Below are 24,203 nucleotides of genomic sequence, written 5' to 3' on the forward strand. Positions count from 1 at the left end.
TCGGTGGGCGCGAGTCCGGCGGAGGCGAGGGCCTTGGCGGCGGCATGTGCGGCGAGCTCGTCGACGGGCTCGTCGGGTCCGGCGATGTGGCGGGTTTTGATACCGACCCGGGTGGTGATCCACTCGTCGCTCGTGTCGACCAACGCGGCCAGGTCCTCGTTGGTGAGGATCCGGGCGGGCTGGTAGTGCCCGAGTGCGGTGATTCGAGTTCCCGTGGTGAGCGTGCCCGTCATACCCGGGACCCCCTTGATTCGGCTGTTGCGTCAGGAGCTCTCCAGTGTCGTCAGCGACTGGTGGGTAACCGGTTGCGTGAACCACCAAGATTCTTGGGCAGCTGTTGGAGACTCCACAACAAGAGGGGCACGCGCCGCGCGCCGGGACGAATGCCGCAGAGCAGCGCAATGTCACCTTGCACGCAGGGCAATGTCACCGTGTACGTGCCGTACAACCGGTGCAGGACAATGGATCGGACCGAACCGCTCTTCGAAACCAAGGGGACTGATTGCCATGGGACGGGTCACCGAGCGCCGGCGCACCCTGCGGATCCGGGGCGCGGCCGTGTCCACCCGCCCCGACACGCTGGTCGCCGAGGAGCCGCTGGAGATCCGGCTCAACGGCCGCCCGCTGGCGATCACCATGCGGACGCCGGGCGACGACTTCGCGCTGGCCGCCGGGTTCCTGGTCAGCGAGGGCGTGCTGGGCGCCGCGTCGGACGTACGGAACATCGTGTACTGCGCCGGTGCCAACGACGACGGCACCAACACCTACAACGTGGTGGACGTGCAGCTCGCGCCCGGAGTGCCCGTGCCCGACATCACCCTGGAGCGAAACGTCTACACGACGTCGTCGTGCGGCCTGTGCGGCAAGGCCAGCCTGGATGCCGTACGCACCACCGCGCGCTTCCCGGTCGCCGACACTCCCCCGCTGCGGGTGACCCCCGACCTGCTCGCCGGGCTTCCCGACCAGCTGCGGGCGGCGCAGCGGGTTTTCGACCGGACCGGAGGGCTGCACGCGGCCGCGCTGTTCTCCGAGTCGGGTGAGCTGCTGGACGTACGGGAGGACGTGGGCCGGCACAACGCCGTGGACAAGCTGGTCGGGCGGGCGCTGCGGGAGGACCTGCTGCCGCTGGACCGTGCGGTGCTGCTGGTGTCGGGCCGGGCGTCGTTCGAACTGGCGCAGAAGGCGGTGATGGCGGGGATTCCGGTGCTGGCGGCGGTGTCGGCGCCGTCGTCGCTCGCGGTGGATCTGGCCTCGGAGACGGGCCTCACGCTGGTCGGTTTTCTGCGGGGCCCGGACATGAACGTGTACGCGGGTGAGCATCGGATCGCGCTGGAGGCCTGGGTCCCGGCGGGCTGAGGCGGGCGCCCACCGGCTTCCTCCGCCGGGCGGGCTCATCCGGTGGGCGGGCTCATCCGGTGGGCGGGCTCATCCGGTGGGCGGGTCGATCAGCTGGAGGGCGAGCGCGGCCGACGGTTGCGCGATGCCGGGGCCGCCGGCCGCGCTCCAGGCCAGGATGTCGTCGAGGACGTCGTCGTCGAGGCTGAAGCCGACCCAGGCGGCGCGGGCCCCCTTGCGCCGGCCTTCGGTGGAGGGCTGGACCACGATCACATTGGCCTGCGCGCACGGGCCGAGGCAGTCGCTGGTACGCACCTGAAGCCGCCCGCCGGAGGCGGCCGCGGCCTCGCGCAGCCGGGCGAGCTGACCGTCGTGGTCGGTCCCGGGGTGCTTGCGCGCGTCACCGCAGCAGCAGCCCCGGCAGACGACGAGCGTGCAGGGGCGGGAGGCGCCCGGGCGTATCCAGGTGTGGCCGGTTCGGCGGCCGGCGTCTAGGGACATACGGTCACTCTAGGGGCCGGGATGATCTTGCCGAAGGGGCGGGCGCCCTCCGGGGCTCGGCGGGGGTCGGTTTCCGGCCGTACGGTGCGCCCGGCCGCGGTGGGGACCGGGTTCCGGCCGGAGCGGAGGGAGCCTCCCCGCCTCGGCGGGGGTCGGTTTCCGGCCGTACGGTGCGGCCAGCCTCGGCCGAGGTCGGATTCCCTCGGGCACGGCGGGAGCCTCCCGGCCGCGCGGAGGCTAGGTTCCCTCCGTACGGTGCGCCCGTCCTCGGCGGAAATTCGGATTCCCGCCGGGGCGGTCCACGGGCCCGGCTCGGCGGGATCGCCACCGGCGATGTGGCCGGGTCGGAGCGCCACTGGCAGGTCGGTCCTCCGGCCGGGACCGTTCCCCATGCTTCGGCGGACGGCGGAGCCGCGCCGGGCCGGTCTCGCGCGCCCCGGCGACCGGAAGTCACCTCCCCAGGGGGACGGCATCCCGATCCCCGAGCCTCGGCGGGCGTCGGTTTCCTCCCGCCCCCCGACGCCAGCGTCGGAGCCACCCGGGACGGTCCCGCGCCACGGCGGCCGGAGTCAGCCCCCCGCCGGGACGGCGTCCCGGTTCCCGGCCTGCGCGGTCGCGTCCGCGTCGCGTGAGCGGCGTGTGGCGATCACCGCGCAGACCATCAGCTGCATCTGGTGGAAGAGCATCAGGGGCAGGACGGCCAGCGCCGCCTGGGAGCCGAACAGCACGCTCGCCATCGGCAGACCGGCCGCGAGGCTCTTCTTCGACCCGGCGAACTGGATCGCGATCCGGTCCTCCCGGCCGAAGCCGAGGCGACCGGCTCCGTACCAGCTGAGGCTCAGCATGACGGCGAGGAGCACCGCCTCGACCCCGAGCAGCGCGGCGAGACGGCCAGGGGTGACCTGCTGCCAGATGCCCGCGACCATGCCCTGGCTGAAGGCGGTGTAGACGACGAGCAGGATCGAGCCGCGGTCGACGTAACCGAGCACCTTCTTGTGTCGCAGCAGGAAGCCGCTCACCCAGCGCCGCAGCAGCTGTCCCGCGAGGAACGGCACAAGCAGCTGGAGCACGATCTTCAGCAGGGAGTCGGCGGAGAAGCCTCCGGCGCTGCCGCCGATGAGCAGCGCGGCGAGGAGCGGGGTGACGACGATCCCGGCGAGGCTGGAGAAGGAGCCGGCGCAGATGGCGGCGGCGACGTTCCCGCGGGCGAGCGAGGTGAACGCGATGGAGGACTGGATCGTCGAGGGGACCAGGCACAGGAAGAGCAGCCCGCCGTACAGGGCGGGCGTGAGTATGGCCGGTACGAGTCCGCCGGCGGCGAGGCCGAGCAGCGGGAAGACGACGAAGGTGCAGGCGAGCACGGTCAGGTGGAGACGCCAGTGGGTGAGCCCGTCCAGTGCGTCGCGGGTGGAGAGACGGGCGCCGTAGAGGAAGAAGAGCAGCGCGATCGCCCCGGTGGAGGCCGAGCCGACCATGTCGGCGGCGACTCCGGAGGCCGGCAGCAGGGCCGCGACACCGACCGTACCCAGCAGGAGGAGGACGTACGGATCGACGGGCAGCCAGGCTGGCAGGAGGGTGGTGCGGCGGCTCATGGGGGGCGGGGGCTCCTTCTGGGGTGTCTGCGGCGGCTGAGCGGTCTGCGGTGGACGGCGGCGCGGGACCGAGGGGACGCGCGGGCTCCGCGCCAGGCCTTCACGGTGCCGGAGCGGCTGACGCGCCAGGCAACGGCCGCACTCCGCCTCTCCCATCCTGCGCGGTCGGCGAGCGATCGGGAATCCCGTACACCACTCTGACTGCGATCGCGATTCGCAATAACATGGCGGTGTGTACGACCCGACGCAGCTGCGGACCTTTCTCGCCGTCGCCCAGACGCTGAGCTTCACGCGGGCGGCGCGCCGTCTGGGGCTGCGCCAGTCGACGGTGAGCCAGCATGTGCGGCGGCTGGAGGAGGCTACGGGTCGCCAGCTGTTCAGCCGTGACACGCACAGCGTCGATCTCACCGAGGACGGTGAGGCGATGCTCGGTTTCGCGCGGACGATCCTCCAGGCCCATGAACGGGCGGCGGCCTTCTTCACCGGGACCCGGCTGGCGGGCCGGCTGCGGTTCGGCGCCTCCGAGGACTTCGTGGTCACCCGCCTGCCGGAGGTTCTTGAGGCGTTCCGGCGCGATCATCCCGAGGTCGATCTGGAACTGACCGTCGAGCTCTCCGGCACGCTGCACGCGCAGCTGGAGGCGGGACGCCTGGATCTGATCCTGGCGAAGCGCCCCGCCGGGGACAGCCGGGGCGAGCTGGTCTGGCAGTCGGCGCTCACCTGGATCGGGGCGCCCCGGCTGCGTCTCGAGCCGGACCGTCCGGTGCCGCTGATCGTCTTCCCGGCCCCGGGGATCACCCGGGCCCGCGCCCTGGAGGCGCTGGAGGCGCAGGGCCGGGCGTGGCGGATCGCCTGTACGAGCTCCAGCCTGAGCGGTCTGATCGCGGCGGCCCGCGCGGGCCTGGGCGTCATGGCGCATACGCGCGGTCTGATCCCGCCGGGCCTCACTGCCGTGCCGGCCCGGGCGGGCCTGCCGGAGCTCGGCGGCGTCGACTTCGTCGTACGACAGGCGGAGCAGCCGCGGGGCGCGCGGGAGGCGGCGGACGCGCTGGCCTCGGCGATCCTCGCGAGCGGTGACCGTCTGCGCGGCCCGGCGGCGAGGGACTGAGGACGGCGGACTGGTGACGGGGGAATGAGGGGCGGCGGGCCGGTGCGGGTCACGCCCGGAACCACGGGACCACCGGAGCCGCCACGAGCCGCCGGAGCCAGGAGCCACCGGAGCCAGGAGCCACCGGAGCCACCGGAAAGAGCCGACGCGACGCCGAACGAGCAGCGACCGGCAGTCCCTTGCCAGGAGCCTTCCCCGTGCCCACCCGGTACAGATTCGGTGCAGATTCGCCCCGCTCACTACTTACCCGCGAGTCAGTAGCGCCCCTCCGATCTCTCCCCAGCACCCTTCCCCAATCGGGGCCGAACCCCGCTCCCCCGGTCTGACCTGTGACGTTGTCAGTTGTCCGGACATTGTGAAGGCCCTCCCGCAGGGCCCAGGGGTGGGGTACCGTCACCGGCGCTGTGCGGAGCGCCACCAAGGAGCAAGTCATTGCGCGAGTTCACTGCGCCGCCCGTGGAGGCGGCGCCTCAGGTCGGGGGCCTGGCGGACGCCGTGTTCGACCATGCCCAGAACGCTCCGGACCGGGTCGCCCTCGGCCGTAAGGACGCCGCCGGGCACTGGCGGGACGTGACGGCGCGGGAGTTCCGTGACGAGGTCCTCGCGCTGGCCAGGGGGCTGATCGCGCACGGCGTACGGTTCGGCGACCGGGTCGCCGTGATGTCCCGTACGCGCTACGAGTGGACGCTCTTCGACTTCGCGCTGTGGACGGTCGGCGCGCAGCCCGTACCGGTGTATCCGACGTCATCCGCCGAGCAGGTGTTCTGGATGCTGCACGACGCCGAGGTGACGGCGTGCGTGGTGGAGCACGAGGACCATGCGATGACGATCGGCTCGGTGGTGGACCGGCTGCCGCGGCTGAAGCGGCTGTGGCAGCTGGACGCGGGTGCGGTGGCGGAGCTGGTCGCGGCGGGCGCCGCGGTCGACGAGGACGTGGTGCACCGGCACCGGCGGGCGGTGACGCCGGAGTCGGTGGCGACGGTGATCTACACGTCGGGGACGACGGGCCGCCCCAAGGGCTGTGTCATTACACATTCCAATTTCATGTTCGAGTCAGATGTGCTGACGGGGCGCTGGGAGCCGGTGTTCCACTCCAAGCCGGGCGACGAGCCGTCGACACTGCTGTTTCTGCCGCTCGCCCATGTCTTCGGTCGGATGGTGGAGGTGGCGGCGATCCGCAGCGGCGTGAAGATCGGGCATCAGCCGGTCCTCGCGGCGAGCGCCCTGCTGCCCGACCTGGCGGCGTTCCGGCCGACGTTCATCCTGGCGGTGCCGTACATCTTCGAGAAGGTGTTCCACGCGGCGCGGCGCAGGGCCGAGAAGGAGGGCAGGCTCGGGCCGTTCGACAAGGCGGTCGAGGTGGCGGTGCGCTACGCGGAGGCGTTGGAGCAGCGGGCGTTCGGCCTGGGGCCCGGGCCGTCGGCGCCGCTGCGGGTGCAGCACCAGTTCTTCGAGAAGCTGGTGTACGGGAAGGTGCGCGACGCGATGGGCGGCAGGGTCCGGCACGCGATGTCGGGCGGTTCGGGGATGGACCGGCGGCTCGGGCTCTTCTTCGAGGGCGCGGGGGTCACGGTCTACGAGGGGTACGGGCTGACGGAGTCATCGGCGGCGGCCACGGCGAACCCGCCTGAGCGGACCAAGTACGGCACGGTCGGGCAGCCGATCCCGGGGACGACGGTGCACATCGCCGAGGACGGGGAGGTGTGGCTGGGGGGCCCGCACATCTTCTCCGGCTATCTGAACGATCCGCGGTCCACCGGGGCGGTGCTCCGGGACGGCTGGCTGGCCACCGGGGATCTGGGCGCGCTCGACGAGGACGGCTATCTGACGATCACCGGGCGGAAGAAGGAGATCCTGGTGACCTCCGGCGGCAAGAGTGTGTCGCCGGCGGGCCTGGAGGAGCGGGTGCGGGCGCATCCGCTGGTGGCGCAGTGCATTGTCGTCGGCAACGACCGGCCGTACATCGCCGCGCTGGTGACGGTGGATCAGGAGGCGGTGGATCACTGGCTCGCTATGCAGAACCGGCCGCCGCTGCCGGCTGCCGAGCTGGTGCGGGATCCGGCGCTGGAGACGGAGATACGGCGGGCGGTGGTGGCGGCCAACACGTCGGTGTCGCAGACGGAGTCGATCCGTACGTTCCGGATCCTGGCGCATCCGTTCAGCGAGGAGCACGGGCTGCTGACGCCGTCGCTGAAGCTGAAGCGGAAGGCGATCGAGGCGGCGTACGCGGCGGAAGTGAACGCGCTCTACGGCTGATTGGTGACGTCTGACGATCACGCAGCCGATCTCAACGCCTTATCTGACGGCTCATCAATTGATGCTGCGTCAGTTATTGACGGTCGATCAGCCCCACCGCACAATTCGGGTCACTTGACGGAGGGACCCACCGTGTTGCGATCGATCCGCACCCTCGCCGCGGCCACCGCCGCCCTGCTCCTCGCCACCGCGTGCAACTCCGCCTCCACCGGCGGCAGTCCGGGCGATGGCCCCGGCTCCGCCACGCGGGGAGTGAGCGCCACGTCCATCAAGGTCGGCGGCATCGTCTCCATGACCACCGCCAGCGGCTACTCCAAGAAGGACACCGACCTCGGCGCCCGCGCCCGCTACGACCGCGCCAACGCGGAAGGCGGCGTCCACGGACGGAAGATCGAGTACTTGGGCGCCGAGGACGACGGTCAGGATCCGGCCAAGAACCTCGCCGCCGCCCGCAAACTGGTCCAGCAGGACCACGTCTTCGCCGTCTCCCCGATGAGCTCCGTCACCTTCACCGGCGCCGACTTCCTCGACCAGCAGAAGGTGCCCACGATCGGCTGGGGCACCCTGCCGTCCTTCTGCGGCCCCGCACACCTGTACGGATTCAACGGCTGCCTGGTCCCCATGCCCGGCGGCACTCTCAACCAGACCTGGCCCGAGGGCCTCGGCGCCGTCCTCGGCGGCGCGAAGGGCAAGTCCGTCGCGCTGATCGCCACCGACAACGACGCCGGGAAGTTCGGCATCCGTACCTTCACCCGCGGTTTCACCGCGGCCGGGTTCACCGTCTCGTACGCCAAGGCCGTCGTTCCGGCCGCCTCCACCCCGAACGACTGGTCCGCGTACACCAAGGAGATCCTGGGTTCCCGCGACGGCAAGGCGCCCGACGCGGTGGTCTCCGTGATGCAGACGCCGTACAACATCGGCCTGTTCACCGCGCTCAAGCGGGCCGGCTACCGCGGGGTGATCTCCGATCCCACCGACTACGACCCGGGCCTGCTCGCCAAGGACGCGACACGGCAGGCCCTGGACGGTGTGCATGTGCTGTTGCAATTTCAGCCGTTCGAGTCGGACACACCGGCGATGAAGCAGTTCAAGGAGGACATCAGGAAGGCGGCGGGCGGCAAGAACGTACCGCTCAACATGCATATGGTGACCGGCTACATGTCGGCCGACCTCTTCCTCTCCCTCGCCGAGAAGGCCGGCAAGGATCTCAGCGTCGACTCCTTCCAGCAGGCCGCCGCCTCCTTCTCCGACACGGGGACGCTGGTGGGCGACCGTGCCCTGCCCAAGGGCCGCAAGGAGAGCTTCGGCTGCGGGGCGCTCGTCCAGCTCAAGGACGGACGGTACGAGGTGTCGGTGCCGTTCCGGTGCTACCCGCCGATCCCGTTCGACTGACGGCCCCGGCATACGGCATTCGGCATGGGTGACCTGCTGGGATTCGTACTGAGCGGACTGGTCTCGGGCGCGCTGTACGCCCTGCTCGCGACGGGACTCGTCCTGTCGTACTCCGCCTCCGGGCTCTTCAACTTCGCGCACGGCGCCACCGCCTACCTCTGCGCACTCGCCTTCTACGAGCTGCACTCCGGCTTCGGCTGGCCGGCCGTGCCCACGGCGCTGCTGCTGGTGTGTGTCGTGGCCCCTGGGATCGGCTGGGGCCTGGACCGGCTGATGTTCCGCAAGCTGGCGCGGGTCGGTGAGACCGCGCAGATCGTGGCCACGATTGGGCTGCTGGTCGCGCTGCCGGCCGCGGGGCTGTGGGTGGTGGAGCTGCTGGCGGACGCGGGCGCGCCGGTGCTGCCCGCCGAGAACCAGTTCGGGCTGCCGGGCGTCGGGCCGAGCCCCGCCGTGTCCTGGCAGCCGCTGGACGGTGTCGGCATCGACTCCGACCAGCTGATCACCTGGGCCGTGACGGCTGTGGCGGCGATGGCGCTGTGGGTGCTCATGCGGCACACGCGCCTCGGGCTACGGCTGCGGGCGGCCGTCGACAACCGGGGCCTGGTCGAGCTGCGGGGCATCAGCGCGGACCGGCTCTCGTCGGTCGCGTGGATGCTGTCGTCGGGGCTCGCGGGTCTGGCGGGGGTGCTCGCCACGCCTCTGCTGGGCCTCTCCGCGCACGACTACACCCTGTTCTTGTTCGTGTCGGCGACGGCCGCCGTGCTGGGGCGGTTCGTGTCGGTCCCGCTCGCCTTCGCGGGGGGCCTCGGGCTCGGGGTGCTGCAGAACCTGGTCGCCGGGTACGCGACCTTCGCCGAGGGCATCACCGGCTTCCGCACGGCGGTGCCGTTCCTGATCCTCTTCGCCGGTCTGCTGATCCGGGCGCGCCGAGGACGTGCGGCGGGGACGGCCACGGCGGAGGCACCGCCGGTGGACCATCTGGCGGGTACGACCTGGGCCCGCCGGTGGGCGCCGTGGCTGGCGGCGGCCGTACTGCTCTGTGCCGCCTTCTACACCGTGACGACACCTTTCTGGAGCGGCATCCTCACCCAAGGGCTCGCGATCTCCCTGGTGTTCGTGTCGTTCACGGTGGTGACCGGCCTCGGAGCGATGGTCTCCCTCGCCCAGGCCACCTTCGTGACGGCGGCGGCGCTGGTGGCCGGGCTGCTGATGAGCCACGGCTGGCCATTCGTCCTCGCCCTGGCCGTCGGGACGGGTGTCGCCGCGCTGCTCGGCGCGGTGGTGGCGCTGCCCGCGCTGCGCCTTGGCGGCCGGTCGCTGGCCCTTGCGACGCTGGCCCTGGCCTTCCTGGCCGATCAGGTCCTCTTCCAGTTCCGGTGGCTGCGCAACGGCGACACCGGCTGGGAGATCCCCCGGCCGGTGATCGGGCCGCTCGACCTCGGGGACGACCGGGCAATGGGGGTAGCGCTCGTCGTACTGTGCACGGTCACCGTGTACGCGCTGACGCGGCTGCGTGACTCCGCCCGGGGCCGGGCGATGCTTGCCGTACGGTCGGCCCCCGAGGCGGCGCTCGCCTGCGGTGTCTCGGTGGTGCGGACGAAACTCCTGCTCTTCACCGTCTCGGCGGGCCTGGCGGGCCTCGGCGGCGTCATGTACACCTCGTACAACACACGCGTCACGGCGACGGACTTCACGGCGATGACGGGGCTGATCTGGCTGGCGGTCGTGGTCGCGGCGGGGGTACGGCGGCCGCAGTACGCGGTGGTCGCCGGCCTGGTCTTCGCGCTGGCGCCGCATCTGCTGGCGCAGTACGTCACCGAGTCCGCGCACCTTCCGGTGATCCTGTTCGGTCTGGCGGGCCTGGCGCTGGCCAATGATCCGGACGGCTACTGCGCGGCGATCCCGCTGCGGTGGCACGCACGCAGGCAGGCGGGCCGGAAGGGGCCGGCGTCGGGGTCCGCGTCCGCGTACGCGTCTGCACAGGGGGCGGAGCCGAGGCCGGGATCCGGAGAGGAACCGGGGGCGGGCGCGCGCGACGGCGCGGCGCTGCGGCTGCACGGTATACACGCGGGCTACGGCACCGCACCCGTACTGCACGGTGTCGATCTCGCCGTACGGCCGGGGGAGATTCTCGCCCTGCTCGGACCCAACGGGGCGGGGAAGTCGACGACGTGCCGCGTCGCGGCGGGGCTGCTCCGCCCCCGACGGGGAGAGGTCTGGGTCGGCGGGCGCGCGGCGTCGCGGGAGGGGCCGGTGGGGCGGGCGCGACGTGGGGTGCTGCTGGCTCCGGAAGGGCGGGGCATCTTCCCGGGGCTGACCATCGAGGAGAACCTGCTGCTCCAGCTCTCCGACCGGGACGCCCGCGACGCGGTCTACGACCGGTTCGAGGCCCTCGCCCGGCGCCGGAACGTGGCCGCCGGCTCGCTGTCCGGTGGCGAGCAGCAGCTGCTGGCCCTCGCGCCGCTGCTGCAGCACCCGCCCGCGGTGCTGGTCGCCGACGAGCCGTCGCTCGGGCTCGCGCCGCGCGTGGTGGACGAGGTCTTCACCCTCCTTGTGGAGTTGCGCGGCAACGGTACCGCGCTGCTGCTCGTCGAGGAGAAGGCCGCCGAGGTCCTCGGCATCGCGGACACGGTCGCCTATCTGGCGCAGGGCGCCGTCTCCTGGTGCGGGCCGCGCGCGGAGGTGGAGACGGACCGGCTGACGGAGGCCTATCTGGGCATGTCGCAGGGGAGGCGCCGATGAGCGGGTACGCGCTGGAGACGTCCGGGGTCGGCGTCCGCTTCGGCGGGGTGCGGGCCCTGTCGGACGTACGGATCGGGGTGCGGCCGGGCGAGGTGTGCGGGCTGATCGGGCCCAACGGGGCGGGCAAGACGACCCTGTTCGACGTGGTGTCGGGGATCCGGCGGCCGGAGGAGGGCCGGGTCCTGCTCGACGGCCGTGACGTCACCCGCCGCTCGCCGGTGTGGCGGGCCCGGCACGGGCTGCGCCGCACCTTCCAACGGCAGCAGCTCTTCGGTCAGTTGACGGTCGAGGACAATCTTCTCGTCGCGCAGGAGTGGCGCCGGGGCACTACGCGCGAGCGCCGGGCGCGGGCGGTGTCGCTGCTGCGGGAATGCGGCCTTGAGGACATAGCGGGCGCGTACGCCGGGGCGCTGCCGGTGGGCCGGGCCAGGATGGTGGAGCTGGCCCGGGCGCTGGCCGATCCGCCGCGGGTGCTGCTCCTCGACGAGCCGGCGTCGGGCATGACGGCACGCGAGCGCGGGCAGCTGGCGGCGGTGGTACGTCACATGGCGGACGAGGAGGACTGCGCGGTCCTCCTCGTCGAGCACAATGTGACCTTCGTGATGGAGCTGTGCGCCCGGGTGGTGGTGCTGGATCTGGGCGAGGTCCTCGCGGCCGGCACGCCCGACGAGGTGCGCGCGGATCCGCGGGTCCGCGACGCGTACCTCGGCACGCGGACCTCCGGGGAGCGGCACGGACGTGCGGCGGGCGAGGTGATCGCCCACGATGGTGACGTACACCTGACGGACGTGCCCGACGACCAGTGAAGGATCGAAAGCCCGTGACGAAGGTCCCCTCCATCACGCTCAACAACGGCGTCACCATGCCCCAGCTCGGCTTCGGTGTCTGGCAGATCCCCGACGACGAGGCGGAGCGGGCCGTGACCACGGCCCTGGAGGCCGGGTACCGGTCGATCGACACCGCGGCGGCGTACGGGAACGAGCGGGGCACCGGCCGGGCGGTCACCGGCTCGGGGATCCCCCGGGACGAGCTCTTCGTCACCACCAAGCTGTGGAACAACGACCACGGCTTCGACTCGGCACTGCGCGCCTTCGACGCGTCCCTGGACCGGTTGGGCCTCGACCACGTCGATCTCTATCTGATCCACTGGCCGGTGCCGTCGCAGGACGCGTTCGTCGACACGTACAGGGCGTTCGAGAAGATCCACGCGGAGGGCCGGGCGCGGGCGATCGGTGTCTCGAACTTCCTGCCGCGGCACCTGGACCGGCTCGTCGCCGAGACGTCCGTCGAGCCTGCCGTCAACCAGATCGAGCTGCACCCGCAGTTCCAGCAGGCCGAGTCCCGTGCGGCGCACTCGCGGTACGGGATCGCCACCGAGGCGTGGTCGCCGCTCGGGCAGGGGCGCGGCCTGCTGGAGGTGCCGACGGTCGTGGCGGTCGCCCGTAAGCACGAGCGGACCCCGGCCCAGGTGGTGCTGCGCTGGCATCTGCAACTGGGGAACGTGGCCATCCCCAAGTCGGCGACCCCGTCCCGGATCCGGGAGAACCTCGACGTCTTCGACTTCACCCTCGACGAGGACGACATGGCGGCCTTCGCGGCGCTGGACGAGGGCCGCCGGCTCGGCCCGGACCCGGAGGCGTTCGGGTGAGCCGGGTCAGACCGTGAGGACGATCTTGCCCCGGGTCCGGCCGGTCTCGCCGAGCTCGTGGGCCTTCGCCGCCTCGGCGAGCGGCAGGACGGTGTCGACCTCGACGCGGAGTCTGCCCTGCTCGATCAGGGCCGTCAGGGCGCGCAGGCCGGCGTAGTCCGGTTCGACGATGGTGAAGCCGGGCACGCCGTCGACCGGGGCGGTGAGGGGGACGAGCGTTCCGCCCTCGCGCAGGACGGTCCGGGAGCGGGCGGTGTAGTCGCCGCCGACGGTGTCGAGGACGGTGTCCACGTCCCGTACAGCCTCGGTGAAGTCGGTGGTGGTGTAGTCGATCAGCTCGTCGGCGCCGAGCTCGCGCAGGAATGCGTGCTTGGGGGCGCTGGCGGTGCCGATGACGTGGGCGCCGTGGGCCTTGGCGATCTGGACGGCGAGGTGGCCGACACCGCCCGCCGCGGCGTGGATCAGGACACGGTGGCCGGGGCGCAGCCGGGCGGTCTCGACGAGAGACTGCCAGGCGGTGAGCCCGGCCAGCGGCAAGGCCGCCGCGTGGATGTGGTCGAGGCCGGCCGGCTTGCGGACGAAGTGGCGGGCGGGCCCGGTGACGTACTCGGCGTAGCCGCCGGCCTGGCGAGGGAAGTCGGGCATCCCGAGCACTTCGTCGCCGGGGCGGTACAGCGTGACACCGAGGCCGACGGCCTCCACCACGCCGGAGACGTCGTAGCCGAGGACGGGTGTCTCGCCCCACGGGCCGAAGCCGCCGCCGGCGCGGGACTTCCAGTCGACGGGGTTGACGCCGGCGGCGTGGACGCGGACCAGGATCTCGGTCGGGCCGGGCTCGGGGCGGGCGAGGCGGACCTCGGTGAGGACCTCCGGGCCGCCCCATTCGGGGGTGCCGATGGCGCGCATGGTGGCGGTCGCGGCGTTGCTGGTCATCGGGTGTGTGCCCTTTCACATGGTGCGGTGAGGCTGCGTGTACGGCGGTGCACGGCGGCGTGGAATCGCTTGGGGCGAGGGCCGTGCCCTGTGCCGCTCTACGTCCTCAGCCTCCGCCAGGGGCAGCTCCCCCGGTACTGGCCGGATGGCCATGATGTGACAGGATCTGGCCATGGATCGTGGTGACAGAGATCGGGCAGGCGGCAGACACCGGGTGGTCGTCCTCGCCCCCGACGGGGTGATGCCCTTCGAACTGGGGATCCCCACACGGATCTTCGACTGCGCGTGGGACGGGGACGGCTCGCCGCTGTATGACGTGCGGGTGTGTACGCCGGACGGCGCCCCGGTCCGTACGGACGCGGGGTTCTCAGTCTCCGTCGAGCACGGCCCCGAAGCCCTGGAGGAGGCCGACACCGTGGTCGTACCACCCGCGCACGCTCTGCGGCGGCAGGCCGAGGAGGGTCTGCTCGACCAGAAGCTGAAGGACGCTCTGGCCCGGATCCGGCCCGGCGCGCGGATCGTGTCCATCTGCACGGGCGCGTACGCTCTGGCGGCCGTCGGGCTGCTCGACGGGCGGCGGGCGACGACGCATTGGTACGAGGCGGACCACTTCCGGGCGCTGTTCCCGCGTGTCGAGGTCGACGCCGAGGTGCTGTTCGTCGACGACGGGGACGTGCTGACGTCGGCGGGCGCGGCCGCGGGCGTCGACCTGTGTCTGCATCTGGTGCGCCGTGACCACGGCAGCGCCGTCGCCAACCGGGTCGCCCGGCTCTGTGTCGTACCGCCGTGGCGGGAGGGCGGACAGGCGCAGTTCATCGAACGGCCCGTGCCCGAGCTGTCGGTGGCCACGACCGCGCCGACGCGCGCGTGGGCTCTGGAACGCCTGGAGCGGCCGCTGACTCTGGCGGAGCTGGCCGGGCACGCGCGGATGAGTGTACGGACGTTCACGCGCCGCTTCCGGGACGAGTCGGGTCTCACGCCCGGGCAGTGGCTGACGGCGCAACGCGTCGAGCTGGCCAAGCAGTTGCTGGAGACGAGCGATCTTCCGGTGGACCACATCGCCGACCGGGCCGGTTTCGGCAGCGGCAACTCCCTGCGGCAGCACATGCGCAGCGTGGTCGGGGTCTCCCCGGCGGCCTACCGGCGCACGTTCCGGACCATGTCGACGGTGCCGGCCATGTCACACCGTACGGAGCCACCCCGTACCACTGCACACGGCACGAGTTCACGCGGTACGAGCTCACCCCGTACAACTTCACAGCGTGTGAGCTCACACCGTACGAGCGAGGAGTACAGCCGGTGAGCCCGTCCCCTGCCCCGTTCCCCGAGGGCGTCTATCGGGTGCGCAATGTCGGCAGCGGGCTGGTCCTGGAGGTCCACAAGGGCGCCAAGGGCAGCGGCGCCCGGGTCCAGCAGGCCGCGGAGAACGGCACGTCCGGCCAGCACTGGCACATAGCGCCGGTGCCCAATGGCAGCGGGCTGCATCATCTGGTGAACATGGCCAGCGGCAAGCGGCTGGACGTGGCCAACGCGTCCACCGAGAACGGCGCCGCGGTCCAGCAGTGGAGGGCCAACAACTTCGGCGCCCAGGAGTGGATCATCGAGCAGGACCTCCAGTCCCCGGGGACCGTGGCGCTGGTCAGCTTCATCAGCGGGCTGCTGCTGGAGGTCGCCGACGGTTCGACGGAGGACGGCGGGGCCGTGCGGCAGTGGGAGGACACGGACTCCCCCGCGCAGTGGTGGCGGCTGGAGCCCGTGTCCTAGACGATCACCGGGGCCGGTGGCACCCGGTGCGGTCGAGGGGGGCGGCGGTCAGCCGCGCCGGGCGGTGTGGACGGTGTGTGCGGTGGCGTAGTACACGTCGGGCCGCCGGTGCAGGCTCTGCGGGTCCCGCGGGTCGAGCAGCCGGTCCAGGGTGGCCAGGTCGTCGGCGGCGAGCCGGTCCGCGAGAACCGTCCGCCGGCGGGTGAACCCGGCCACGACGTGGTCGCGTACGACGGCGGGCAGCGGAGCCGGTACGTCCAGCAGGAACGTCCGGGTGCCGCTCGGCGTGACGCCGGCCGCCGTGAGCAGGGCGCGCCAGTCCTCGGTCTCTTCCGTGTGGCCGGGCAGCTCGGCCCGCATATCGGTGAACCAGTCCGCGTGGACCGCGTCGAGGCGGGCCTCCAGGCCCGGCCGGCCGATGCCGATGGTCCTGGGCAGGTGGCGGGCGGGCAGGCCGCCTTCGACGACGGCGAGCAGCCCGCCGGGGCGCAGCAGCCGGGTGAACGCGCTCAGGGCGGCGCGCTGATCCCCCAGATGGTGCAGCGAGTTGCCCGCCCAGACCAGGTCCGCCTCGCCCAAGTCATCGATGGCTGCGGGGAGTTCGGCGTGCCGTACGGAGACGCGGTCGCCAAGGCCGGCTCGCTCGGCGCGGCGCGCGGCCTGCTTGAGGAGGGGCTGCTCGGCGTCGACGGCGACGACCTCGGCGTAGGGGAACGCCTTGGCGAGGAGGCAGGTGAGGACGCCGGGCCCGCTGCCGACGTCGAGGATCCGGCGCACCCCTGCGGCGGGCACCAGGGTGCCGAGCCAGGACGCGGCCTGGGTGTAGAGGGGGGCCTGCAGCTCGGCCCCGGTCTCCAGGAGCGTGCTCAGCTCGTTCCAGTCGATCTGCGTGTCGTCGTGGTGGTGGTGATGGCTCATGGAGTCAGCGTGCTGGCCCGGCCGGTTCGAGGCGAGTTTCGTTGCCGTTTCGGCAACGGTGCGGACGGTCAGGTACAGGGGGCGGGGCCGGCTGTGCGGTGTTCCTGGGGGCTGATGCCGCGTTCGCGTTTGAAGGCGGCGCTGAGGGCGAACGAGCTGCTGTAGCCGACCTGCCGGGCCACCGACTCGACGGTGGCGTCCGTCTGGCGCAGCAGGTCGGCGGCGAGCGCGAGCCGCGAGCCGGTCAGGTACGCCATCGGGGGCTCACCCACCAGTTCGGTGAAGCGCCGGGCGAGGCCGGCGCGGGAGACGCCGGCCTTGGCGGCGAGTGCGGCGACCGTCCAGGGGTGGGCCGGATCGTCGTGGAGCAGGCGCAGGGCATGCCCGACGACGGGGTCGCCCATGGCGCGGTACCAGGCGGGCGCCTCGGCGCCCGGCCGGGAGAACCAAGCGCGCAGTACGGCGATCAGGAGCAGGTCCAGGACCCGGTCGAGGACGACGCTCTGGCCGGGCTCGTCGCGGGAGATCTCCTCGTCGAGGATGGGCATGAGGGGGCAGTTCCACACGGCGGCGGGGATGTGCAGCAGGGACGGCAGTGCGTCGAGGAGACGGCGGCTGACCTCGCCGCCCATCTGGTAGGTGCCGATGAGCATGGTGTGCGAGCCGTCCGCGGCGTTGCCCCAGGTGCGTACCCCCAGCCGCATGGCCTGCGACAGCGGCTCCCCGCGCAGGGTGGTGCAGGTGCCGCCGGGGCCGACGACGGCCTGCGGCGCGGTGTGCGGGATGTCGGCGACGGTGTACGGCTCGGGTCCGCGGGCGATCGCCACGTCGCCGGGGCGCAGCAGGACCGGGTCGCCCTCGTCGGGGACGATCCACGCCTCGCCCTCGGTGACGCACATCAGGCAGAGCGGGGCGCGGTCGTCGATCCGTACCGCCCAGGGTGGCTCCATGACCATACGGAGGAGGAAGGCCCCCTTGGCCCGCGGTCCGTCCAGGAGTCCGGCGAGTGCGTCCATGCGGGAAGCGTAGACGCACGCGTATGCGATTGAGCCTGTGCAGCATGGGAAGTTGCCTTGCCCGCCACCAGTCTTGAGGCATGACAACGACGACGAACACCAACTTGGACGCGACCCCTGTGGCGGACACGGCGTCCATCGGGACCGTCCTGGTCACCAGCGGCTCGGGCAAGACCGGACGCCGGGTCGCCGAGCGGCTCCAGGCGCGCAATGTGACCGTACGCTCCGGCTCCCGCAGGGGCTCGACCGTCTTCGACTGGGAGGCGCCGGAGACCTGGGGGCCGGCCCTGAGCGGGGCGGACGCCGCGTACGTCGCCTACTACCCGGATGTTGCCGCGCCCGGGGCGGTCGAGGCGATGGACGCCTTCGGGAAGCTCGCCGCCGGGCTCGGGGTGCGGCGGCTGGTACTGCTGTCGGGACGGGGCGAGCCGGAGGCGCTGCAGACCGAGGACGCGCTGCGGGAGGCGGCCACGGGCGTGGAGCTGACGGTCGTACAGGCCTCGTTCTTCGCGCAGAACTTCAACGAGGGCGCCATGGCGGACGGCGTGCGGGCGGGCGCGATCCCCTTCCCGGCCGGGACCACCGCCGAGCCGTTCATCGACGCCGACGACCTCGCCGACGTGCTGGTCGCGACGCTCCTGGAGGACGGTCACGCGGGGCTGGTCCATGAGGTGACCGGGCCGCGGCTGCTCACCTTCGCCGAGGTGGCCGCCGAGATCTCCCGGGCCTCGGGGCGCACGGTGACGTACGTACCGGTGAGCGGCGAGGAGTACGCCGCGATGCTGGAGGAGTACGGGCTGCCGCGGCCCGAGGCGCAGTGGCTGGCGGGGCTGTTCTCGATGCTGCTCGACGGCCACAACGCCTCGGTGACGGACGGGGTGGAGCGGGTTCTCGGCCGGGCTCCGAAGGACTTCGGGTCCTTCGCCGCCGCGGCCTGGCAGCGGGGCTGACCGGCCGGGGTGAGGTCAGTCGGCGCCGTGGCCGGGGGCGGCTTCCTCGACCCGGTGGGCGAGGGCGAAGTCGCGCTCGGTGATACCGCCGACGTCGTGGCTGTTCACGGCGAGGGCGACGGTGTTGTAGCCGAGGGTCAGGTCGGAGTGGTGGTTGAGCTCCTCCTGGATCTGGGCGACGTGGACGACGAGGGCGGTGGCCGCGAAGTGGGTACCGAGACGGTAGGTGCGGGCGATGCGGTCGCCGTCCAGGCTCCATCCGGGCAGTTCGCGCAGCCGGTCCTCGATCTCCTTCTGTGACAGCGGCTGGGTGGGCATGGCCGGGGCTCCCTCCGGTGAGACGGATATGACGGTGGGTCGACTGAGTCCGAGTCGGCGACGGGGTGGCGGATGTGACATTGCGCGGCGTCCGTCACACGGTGTGACATGGCGTACGGCGGTGACGATACGGTCTACGTACCCGCTCTTCGGTCTCCCCATCTGGGCGTCACCCGGCCGGTTCCCCTCCTGGGTTACCGTCTGCCCATGACAACTGTCGCCGGCGACAACGGGGTGGGGCCGCTGCTGCGCGGCTGGCGGGTGCGCCGGAGGCTGAGCCAGTTGGAGCTGGCGCTGCGCGCCGACTCCTCGGCGCGGCACATCTCCTTCGTCGAGACGGGCCGGTCGCGGCCGAGCGAGGAGATGATCCTCAAGCTGGCCGAGCACCTGGAGGTGCCGGTCCGGGAGCGGAACGCCTTGCTGCTCGCCGCCGGTTACGCTCCCCGGTACACGGAGTCGTCGCTGGACGACCCGTCGCTGGAGACGCTCCGGGACGGGATCGAGACCCTGCTCCAGGGCTACGACCCGTATCCGGCGATCGTGGTCGACGGCTCGTACACGGTGGTGGCGGCGAACCGGGCCATCGGGATGCTGCTGTCGGGGCTGCCGGAGCACCTGCTCACCCCGCCGCTGAACGCGATGCGGATCACCCTCCATCCGGAGGGTCTGGCGCCGCGCATCCGGAACCTGCGGGAGTGGCGGGGCCACCTGCTGGCCCAGATGGAGCGCCAGATCGGCCTGGCCCGTTCGGAGCCGCTGCGGGCGCTGTACGACGAGGTCGCCGCCTATCCCCTGCCGGAGACGGGCGGCGACCCGGACGACCGGGAGGACCCGGTGCCGTTCCCCTACTTCGCGCTGCCGCTGCGGATCGAGCACGACGGTCAGGTGCTGTCGTTCGTGTCGTCGATCTCGACGTTCAACACGCCGATGGATGTGACGGTCGCCGAGCTGGCCATCGAGACGCTGCTCCCGGCCGACCAGGCGACGGTGGCGTACCTGCGCTCGGTCAGCGGGTAGCGGCGGCGGCCCGCAGCGCGGACCACTGCAACGCGACGAACGCGGCGACGACGGCGGCCTGCGCCGGGATCCAGACCATGCCCACGGCGGTCGGCGACAGCCAGACGCCGAGGGCGACGACACTGAGAACCACCCAGACCGCGTTGATGTCCACCACGACCTTCACGGCCCCGACGGCGGGCCGCGCCCGCGAGGCGAGAAACCCGACGAACCCGGCGAACACGACCAGCAGCAGCCCGAGTTCGAGCAGCAGCCCGGCATCCACCCCGAGCAGCTCCCCGAGCGGCGCGGAGGCCACGGCGTAGGCCGCTCCGTTCGCCCCGGTGACGACGGCGTCGAGCGCGAGGAATCGACGCAGCATGGACTGCGGCTCGGTGGTACGGGAGATTCCGGCGAGCAGGGCGTGTGACATGGCGGATCAGCCTCCGTCAGGGATGAGTTCTCTCCAACCGCCGACCCCGCCCGGAGTGCGCCGGGCGGGGCCCCGGCAGACCCCACGATGCCGGGGGCCGGTGACGGGGGTCGATTACGTGAGAGGTAATGCCGGGGGCCGGCGCCAGGTCTGGCTAGACCGGGGCCGGGAGGCCGTAGCGGACGTCCGTCAGTTGTTCCGAGAGGTCCCACAGGCGGCGGGCGGTGGTCGGGGACGAGGCTGAGGGGGACAGCGGCACTCGGGTGGGGGTGCCGCGGAGTTCGGCGGGGCCGTTGGGGCCGATGAAGTGGCCGCTTTCGGCGGTCGGGGCCGTGGCCGCATAGAGCTGGGGCAGGGCGCCCTGGGGTGGTGACTGGGCGAGCAGGGGGTTGCCGAGTCGGCCGAAGACCAGGCGCCAGAGGGCGATCGGGGCGCTCGTCTGGAGGTTGGTGGCGGTGTAGCCGGGGTGGGCGAGGACGCTGCGGACGGGGCTGCCCGCCCGGGTCAGGCGGCGGTGGAGTTCCCAGCCGAAGACGGCGTTGGCGAACTTGGACTGGTTGTAGAAGGCCATGGGGCCGTAGGTGCGCTCGCCGGAGATGTCGTCGAAGTGGATGCGTCCCTTGCGGTGGTTGATCGAGCTGACCGTCACCACGCGGGGGTCATGTCCGGCGCTCAGCTGGTCCAGCAGGAGACCGGTGAGGGCGAAGTGGCCGAGGTGGTTGCAGGCGAACTGCAGTTCGTGGCCCTGTGGGCTCAGTGTGCGTGGCGGCGCCATCACGCCGGCGTTGTTGACGAGCACGTCGAGACGGGGGTGGTCGGGGCGCAGCCGGTCGGCGAAGGCGCGTACGGAGTCGAGGTCGGCCAGGTCGAGGTGGCGTACGTCGAGGTCCGCGTCCGGGTGCTCGGCGGTGATCTCGGCGGCCGCGCGGCGGCCCTTCTCCTCGTCGCGTACCGCGAGGATCACCCGGCCGCCGCGGCGGGCGAGCGCGCGTGTGGTCGCCAGGCCGAGGCCGCTGTTGGCGCCGGTGACGACGAACACCCGCCGGGTCTGGTCCGGAATCTGGTCGGCGGTCCAGCGCTGCTGCGATGTCATGTGGCACACACTGACGTCCATGACACCAAGTGTCAAGACGCCTCTGAGTGCCATATGAGGCATGGGGTTACCATGGCACCGTGAGCTCACGCCCCGAAGTCACGCGTCCCGAAGTCAGCCTGGCCCAGCGCAAACGCCAGCTCGTCTCCAACGAGTTGACCGAGGCGGCGCTGCAGCTGCTGGCGCGCAAAGGGTTCGACGGGGTGACCATCGACGAGATCGTGGCCACCGCCGGAGTCTCCAAGCGGACGTTCTTCCGGTACTTCGCGTCCAAGGAGGACGTGGTCGTCCAGTTCCTGGCCGAGATGGGCGCGGACATGTGCACGGAACTGGCGGCTCGCCCCGCCGGGGAGAGCCCGTCGGTGGCTCTGCGACAGGCCGTGTCGGTCCCCATCGCCGCCTGCGCCGACCACTTCGACCGGGCGCTGAGCGTCGTTCAGCTGATTCTGCGTACGCCTGCCCTGCACGCGCGTTTCCTGGAGCGGCAGGCACAGTGGCGTGACGACCTGGCGGCGGAGGTGGCGCGCCGCCAGGGGTTCGACGGGGACGGCGATCTGTATCCGCAGCTGGCGGCCGCCATGGCGCTGAGCGCCTTCGACACCGTGCTGCAGCGGTGGAGCGGCAGCGCCGGCGCCGCGGACCCGGCCGAACTGATCGACCAGGCCTTCGCGGTCATCGCACCGGCGCTGGACGCCGTCGGACGGCGCGCCTAGCGCACTCCGTTCACGGGCTGCTGATCGCGGCCGTGCCGTGGCGGCTCTACGCTCGGCACGGCGGCCATCCTGGCGCGGGCCGGGGGCCGTTGGTCGCCCGCGCTGCTCGGGGGCGGGGTCGTGTTCCTCGCGTCGGGCGCGCTCGTCGTACGGATTCCCGCGCCGGCGGCACTGGGCCTGCCGGCCGTCGCGGTGACCGCGCTGGCGGTGGCACACAGGCGGATCGCGGCGCGCGCGAGTCTGGTCGCGGAGCACGTGTAGGCCGGTCAAGCACCACTGTCAGTGGCCCGGCCTACAGTGGGGAGCGATACAAGACCCATGACGACGAACGGGAGTTCCCCTTGACGACCCTGCCCGATCGGCCGAACACCGCGCTGCTCGTCATCGATGTCCAGAACGGGGTGGTGGCAGGGGCCCACGACCGGGACGGTGTGATCGCGAACATCAACACCCTGGTGGGCAAGGCCCGCGCCGAGGACGTGCCGGTGGTGTGGGTGCAGCACTCCGACGACGAGATCGAGCGGGACAGCGAGCCCTGGCAGTACGTGCCGGAGCTGGCGGACCGCCGAGCGGCCGAGCCTCTTGTCCACAAGATCTACGGCGACTCCTTCGAGGACACCACGTTGGAGGCGCTGCTCGCCGAGCGTGGGGTCGGGCGGCTTGTCGTGACGGGCGCCCAGAGCGACGGGTGCATACGCGCGACCCTGCACGGCGCCTTCGTCCGCGGGTACGACGTGACGCTCGTCGGCGACGCCCATACGACACAGGACCTCAGTCGGTACGGCGCGCCGCCCCCGGACCAGGTGATCGCGCACACCAACCTCTACTGGCAGTGGCAGAGCGCACCCGGACGCCGCGCGGGCGTCGTCGGCACCGCGGACGTGAGTTTCGCCGAGGCGAGCTGAGCGACCCGGCGGGCGGGGCCGCCGACCGCCACCCCCACGGCCGAGACCGGCGCACCGCGCGTTCAGGCCGTACGAACCGCGGGGCGCGGGTCCAGCGGGGTCAGGACGCCGAGGCGGTCCTCGATCGCCTGGGACGCCAAGAGGCACAGGTCCTCGCGGAAGGCGCGGCCGACGATCTGGACTCCCATGGGCAGGCCTTCGGTCACGCCGGTGGGTACGGCCACGCCGGGGACACCGACGAAGCTGGTGACCGTGCACAGGCGCATGCCCGAGCCGACCCGCTCGCGGCCCGCGCTGTCGCGCGACTCCAGGCCCGGCTCCACCGGGGGCTCGGTGAAGACCGGGCCGAGCAACAGCGGGTACTCGTCGAGGAATTCGGCCCATGAGCGGCGGATGTTCAGCCACATGCCCATCAGCTTCATGAACTCCGCCGGGCTCGCGGGCGGTGTCCGGGCCATCGTCATCTCGATGTAGCGGTCTCCGCCGTCACCGAGGAGTGTGCGTACCGCCGGCCAGGTCGGGGCGAACTCGGTCACGGTGATCCGGCCGTACGCGTCGAGGGCCTCGTCCAGCCTGGGGACGTCGTCGACCTCGCGCACGTCGTATCCGGCGTCGCGCAGCGCGTCGGCCGCGGTCGCGACCGCGGCGCGGATCGCGGGGTGGACGCCGTGCCCGCCGGGGTCCGACACGACCGCGACCTTGACCGGGCCGGGCAGCGGCTCCCCGTACACGGGCACCGGCACGGCCCGGGGGTCGCGCGGGTCGGTCCCGGCCAGGACCTCGTACGCCAGGCGCAGGTCCCCCACGCTGCGGGCCAGCGGGCCGTCGGTGACGAGCATCTGGGAGGCGGGTCCGGGGTCCTCCGGGCCGAAGGCGCGGTGGTCGGCGGGGAACCGGCCCGTGGACGGCTTCAGCGCCGCGACCCCGCAGAACTGGGCCGGGATGCGCACCGACCCGCCGGAGTCGTTGCCGAGCCCGAGGGCCGCCATGCCCGTGGCGACGGCCACGCCGTCGCCCCCGCTCGTGCCACCGGGCGTACGGGCGCGGTCCCAGGGGTTGATCGTGTCTCCGAAGAGTTCGCTGCGCGTGTGCATCCCCGCCAGGATCAGGGTGGGCATGTTGCTGTGCCCGATGGGGATGGCCCCCGCCGCGCGCAGCCGGGCCACCGGAGGCGCGTCGGCCGGTGCCACCATGTCCAGGAAGCGTTCCACGCCGAACGTCGTCGGCACGCCTTCGACGGCGGTGCTCTCCTTCACCGTGAACGGCACTCCCGCGAGCGGCCCCAGCACGTCACCGGCGGCCCGTCGCCGGTCGGTGTTCGCGGCGGCCTCCCGCGCCCGTTCCGCCAGGAGCTGCGTGACCGCGTTGACCTGCGGGTTGACCTCGGCGATGCGCTCCAGGTGGCTGTCGACCAGTTCGACCGCCGAGACGTCTCCGTCGCGTACCGCCTCCGCCTGGGCGGCGGCCGTCATTTTCCACAGGGCGTCCTGCATGGCGCTGTCCTTTCCCCTCCACGTACCGATGCGCTTGCATCGGAACCATACTCTGGAACCGATGCGAGCGCATCGAATAAACTCCGCCGGGAAACTC

General features: G+C 72.2%; 23 protein-coding genes and 1 pseudogene. 14 read left to right on the plus strand and 10 right to left on the minus strand.

Features of this window, described 5'->3' with window-relative positions; translation table 11 throughout:
- A pseudogene (locus IEZ01_RS35265) lies at positions 1-233 on the minus strand (3-oxoacyl-ACP synthase); the annotation flags it as partial.
- 274 nt (positions 234-507) lie between these two features.
- Here IEZ01_RS35265 and fdhD point away from each other — a divergent pair.
- Positions 508-1,356, plus strand: a complete 849-nt coding sequence (gene fdhD, locus IEZ01_RS28525; RefSeq protein WP_019890528.1) for a formate dehydrogenase accessory sulfurtransferase FdhD — start codon at positions 508-510, stop codon at positions 1,354-1,356.
- Between the two features lie 69 nt (positions 1,357-1,425).
- Here the strand turns inward: fdhD and IEZ01_RS28530 are convergent, their stop codons facing one another.
- Both IEZ01_RS28530 and IEZ01_RS28535 read right to left on the minus strand, forming a co-directional pair.
- The gene (locus IEZ01_RS28530; protein WP_019890526.1) at positions 1,426-1,836 is read right to left on the minus strand and encodes a hypothetical protein; all 411 of its coding nucleotides are present in this window, start codon (positions 1,834-1,836) and stop codon (positions 1,426-1,428) included.
- Between the two features lie 569 nt (positions 1,837-2,405).
- Positions 2,406-3,428, minus strand: coding sequence for a bile acid:sodium symporter family protein (locus tag IEZ01_RS28535; RefSeq protein WP_189204523.1), 1,023 nt, complete (start codon positions 3,426-3,428; stop codon positions 2,406-2,408).
- A 232-nt stretch (positions 3,429-3,660) separates the two neighbouring features.
- Here IEZ01_RS28535 and IEZ01_RS28540 point away from each other — a divergent pair, with 232 nt between their 5' ends.
- The 6 genes from IEZ01_RS28540 (at position 3,661) to IEZ01_RS28565 (ending at position 12,574) form a co-directional block, all read left to right on the plus strand.
- Entirely contained in the window at positions 3,661-4,536 is an 876-nt protein-coding gene (locus IEZ01_RS28540; protein WP_189204525.1) for a LysR substrate-binding domain-containing protein, read from the plus strand.
- A 432-nt stretch (positions 4,537-4,968) separates the two neighbouring features.
- Positions 4,969-6,792: an AMP-dependent synthetase/ligase gene (locus IEZ01_RS28545; protein ID WP_106959866.1), complete on the plus strand. Its 1,824-nt coding sequence runs from the start codon at positions 4,969-4,971 to the stop codon at positions 6,790-6,792.
- Between the two features lie 132 nt (positions 6,793-6,924).
- Positions 6,925-8,184: an ABC transporter substrate-binding protein gene (locus tag IEZ01_RS28550; RefSeq protein WP_189204527.1), complete on the plus strand. Its 1,260-nt coding sequence runs from the start codon at positions 6,925-6,927 to the stop codon at positions 8,182-8,184.
- A gap of 24 nt (positions 8,185-8,208) precedes the next feature.
- Positions 8,209-10,926 carry an ABC transporter permease subunit gene (locus IEZ01_RS28555; RefSeq protein WP_189204537.1) on the plus strand — a complete coding sequence of 906 codons (2,718 nt, stop codon included), beginning with the start codon at positions 8,209-8,211 and terminating at the stop codon, positions 10,924-10,926.
- Complete coding sequence (locus IEZ01_RS28560; protein ID WP_189204539.1) at positions 10,923-11,732, plus strand: ABC transporter ATP-binding protein; 810 nt, start codon at positions 10,923-10,925, stop codon at positions 11,730-11,732. Before IEZ01_RS28555 ends, IEZ01_RS28560 begins: the two co-directional genes overlap by 4 nt.
- Positions 11,733-11,746: 14 nt before the next feature.
- Positions 11,747-12,574, plus strand: a complete 828-nt coding sequence (locus tag IEZ01_RS28565; protein ID WP_189204541.1) for an aldo/keto reductase — start codon at positions 11,747-11,749, stop codon at positions 12,572-12,574.
- A gap of 6 nt (positions 12,575-12,580) precedes the next feature.
- Here the strand turns inward: IEZ01_RS28565 and IEZ01_RS28570 are convergent, their stop codons facing one another.
- Positions 12,581-13,507, minus strand: a complete 927-nt coding sequence (locus IEZ01_RS28570) for an NADP-dependent oxidoreductase (protein ID WP_189204543.1) — start codon at positions 13,505-13,507, stop codon at positions 12,581-12,583.
- 172 nt (positions 13,508-13,679) lie between these two features.
- Here IEZ01_RS28570 and IEZ01_RS28575 point away from each other — a divergent pair, with 172 nt between their 5' ends.
- Together IEZ01_RS28575 and IEZ01_RS28580 are read left to right on the plus strand one after the other, a co-directional pair.
- The gene (locus IEZ01_RS28575) at positions 13,680-14,810 is read left to right on the plus strand and encodes a GlxA family transcriptional regulator (protein WP_189204545.1); all 1,131 of its coding nucleotides are present in this window, start codon (positions 13,680-13,682) and stop codon (positions 14,808-14,810) included.
- Positions 14,807-15,271 carry an RICIN domain-containing protein gene (locus tag IEZ01_RS28580; protein WP_019890515.1) on the plus strand — a complete coding sequence of 155 codons (465 nt, stop codon included), beginning with the start codon at positions 14,807-14,809 and terminating at the stop codon, positions 15,269-15,271. The genes IEZ01_RS28575 and IEZ01_RS28580 overlap by 4 nt, the downstream gene beginning before the upstream one ends.
- 48 nt (positions 15,272-15,319) lie before the next feature.
- Here IEZ01_RS28580 and IEZ01_RS28585 read toward each other — a convergent pair whose 3' ends face one another.
- Both IEZ01_RS28585 and IEZ01_RS28590 read right to left on the minus strand, forming a co-directional pair.
- Positions 15,320-16,189, minus strand: coding sequence for a class I SAM-dependent methyltransferase (locus IEZ01_RS28585; protein ID WP_189204547.1), 870 nt, complete (start codon positions 16,187-16,189; stop codon positions 15,320-15,322).
- Positions 16,190-16,257: 68 nt separating this feature from the next.
- Complete coding sequence (locus IEZ01_RS28590) at positions 16,258-17,205, minus strand: AraC family transcriptional regulator (protein ID WP_189204549.1); 948 nt, start codon at positions 17,203-17,205, stop codon at positions 16,258-16,260.
- An 80-nt stretch (positions 17,206-17,285) separates the two neighbouring features.
- Here IEZ01_RS28590 and IEZ01_RS28595 point away from each other — a divergent pair, with 80 nt between their 5' ends.
- Positions 17,286-18,155 (plus strand): Rossmann-fold NAD(P)-binding domain-containing protein, encoded by an 870-nt coding sequence (locus IEZ01_RS28595; protein WP_229833262.1) that lies wholly within the window; start codon positions 17,286-17,288, stop codon positions 18,153-18,155.
- A 15-nt stretch (positions 18,156-18,170) separates the two neighbouring features.
- Here IEZ01_RS28595 and IEZ01_RS28600 read toward each other — a convergent pair whose 3' ends face one another.
- The gene (locus IEZ01_RS28600; protein WP_019890511.1) at positions 18,171-18,473 is read right to left on the minus strand and encodes a 4a-hydroxytetrahydrobiopterin dehydratase; all 303 of its coding nucleotides are present in this window, start codon (positions 18,471-18,473) and stop codon (positions 18,171-18,173) included.
- A gap of 207 nt (positions 18,474-18,680) precedes the next feature.
- Between IEZ01_RS28600 and IEZ01_RS28605 the strand changes: the two genes are divergently transcribed.
- Positions 18,681-19,490 (plus strand): helix-turn-helix domain-containing protein, encoded by an 810-nt coding sequence (locus IEZ01_RS28605; RefSeq protein ID WP_028798147.1) that lies wholly within the window; start codon positions 18,681-18,683, stop codon positions 19,488-19,490.
- On the opposite strand, the gene IEZ01_RS28610 is transcribed toward IEZ01_RS28605, so the two are convergent.
- Entirely contained in the window at positions 19,480-19,902 is a 423-nt protein-coding gene (locus IEZ01_RS28610; protein ID WP_019890509.1) for a hypothetical protein, read from the minus strand. The two genes, IEZ01_RS28605 and IEZ01_RS28610, sit on opposite strands and share 11 nt — an antisense overlap.
- A gap of 154 nt (positions 19,903-20,056) precedes the next feature.
- Positions 20,057-20,995 (minus strand): oxidoreductase, encoded by a 939-nt coding sequence (locus IEZ01_RS28615; protein ID WP_189204607.1) that lies wholly within the window; start codon positions 20,993-20,995, stop codon positions 20,057-20,059.
- 80 nt (positions 20,996-21,075) lie between these two features.
- On the opposite strand from IEZ01_RS28615, the gene IEZ01_RS28620 reads away from it, so the two are divergent.
- The 3 genes from IEZ01_RS28620 (at position 21,076) to IEZ01_RS28630 (ending at position 22,613) form a co-directional block, all read left to right on the plus strand.
- Positions 21,076-21,708, plus strand: coding sequence for an acyl-CoA-like ligand-binding transcription factor (locus IEZ01_RS28620; RefSeq protein ID WP_189204551.1), 633 nt, complete (start codon positions 21,076-21,078; stop codon positions 21,706-21,708).
- Positions 21,709-21,828: 120 nt separating this feature from the next.
- Entirely contained in the window at positions 21,829-21,969 is a 141-nt protein-coding gene (locus IEZ01_RS28625; RefSeq protein ID WP_189204554.1) for a hypothetical protein, read from the plus strand.
- Between the two features lie 80 nt (positions 21,970-22,049).
- Positions 22,050-22,613 (plus strand): isochorismatase family protein, encoded by a 564-nt coding sequence (locus IEZ01_RS28630; protein WP_019890505.1) that lies wholly within the window; start codon positions 22,050-22,052, stop codon positions 22,611-22,613.
- A gap of 62 nt (positions 22,614-22,675) precedes the next feature.
- Here IEZ01_RS28630 and IEZ01_RS28635 read toward each other — a convergent pair whose 3' ends face one another.
- Positions 22,676-24,106 (minus strand): amidase, encoded by a 1,431-nt coding sequence (locus IEZ01_RS28635; protein WP_189204556.1) that lies wholly within the window; start codon positions 24,104-24,106, stop codon positions 22,676-22,678.
- Positions 24,107-24,203 lie beyond the last annotated feature (97 nt).

Origin of the sequence: Streptomyces purpureus (assembly GCF_014648195.1) — a bacterium.
Classification (GTDB): Bacteria; Actinomycetota; Actinomycetes; order Streptomycetales; family Streptomycetaceae; genus Streptomyces; species Streptomyces purpureus.

Coding starts and splice junctions, on each gene's coding strand:
- IEZ01_RS28555 (WP_189204537.1), top strand. CDS start 8,209: ATGGGTGACCTGCTGGGATTCGTACTGAGCGGACTGGTCTCGGGCGCG.
- IEZ01_RS28590 (WP_189204549.1), bottom strand. CDS start 17,205: ATGGACGCACTCGCCGGACTCCTGGACGGACCGCGGGCCAAGGGGGCC.
- IEZ01_RS28585 (WP_189204547.1), bottom strand. CDS start 16,189: ATGAGCCATCACCACCACCACGACGACACGCAGATCGACTGGAACGAG.
- IEZ01_RS28600 (WP_019890511.1), bottom strand. CDS start 18,473: ATGCCCACCCAGCCGCTGTCACAGAAGGAGATCGAGGACCGGCTGCGC.
- IEZ01_RS28570 (WP_189204543.1), bottom strand. CDS start 13,507: ATGACCAGCAACGCCGCGACCGCCACCATGCGCGCCATCGGCACCCCC.
- IEZ01_RS28615 (WP_189204607.1), bottom strand. CDS start 20,995: ATGACATCGCAGCAGCGCTGGACCGCCGACCAGATTCCGGACCAGACC.
- IEZ01_RS28610 (WP_019890509.1), bottom strand. CDS start 19,902: ATGTCACACGCCCTGCTCGCCGGAATCTCCCGTACCACCGAGCCGCAG.
- IEZ01_RS28575 (WP_189204545.1), top strand. CDS start 13,680: ATGGATCGTGGTGACAGAGATCGGGCAGGCGGCAGACACCGGGTGGTC.
- IEZ01_RS28560 (WP_189204539.1), top strand. CDS start 10,923: ATGAGCGGGTACGCGCTGGAGACGTCCGGGGTCGGCGTCCGCTTCGGC.
- IEZ01_RS28635 (WP_189204556.1), bottom strand. CDS start 24,106: ATGCAGGACGCCCTGTGGAAAATGACGGCCGCCGCCCAGGCGGAGGCG.
- IEZ01_RS28605 (WP_028798147.1), top strand. CDS start 18,681: ATGACAACTGTCGCCGGCGACAACGGGGTGGGGCCGCTGCTGCGCGGC.
- IEZ01_RS28530 (WP_019890526.1), bottom strand. CDS start 1,836: ATGTCCCTAGACGCCGGCCGCCGAACCGGCCACACCTGGATACGCCCG.
- IEZ01_RS28535 (WP_189204523.1), bottom strand. CDS start 3,428: ATGAGCCGCCGCACCACCCTCCTGCCAGCCTGGCTGCCCGTCGATCCG.
- fdhD (WP_019890528.1), top strand. CDS start 508: ATGGGACGGGTCACCGAGCGCCGGCGCACCCTGCGGATCCGGGGCGCG.
- IEZ01_RS28595 (WP_229833262.1), top strand. CDS start 17,286: ATGACAACGACGACGAACACCAACTTGGACGCGACCCCTGTGGCGGAC.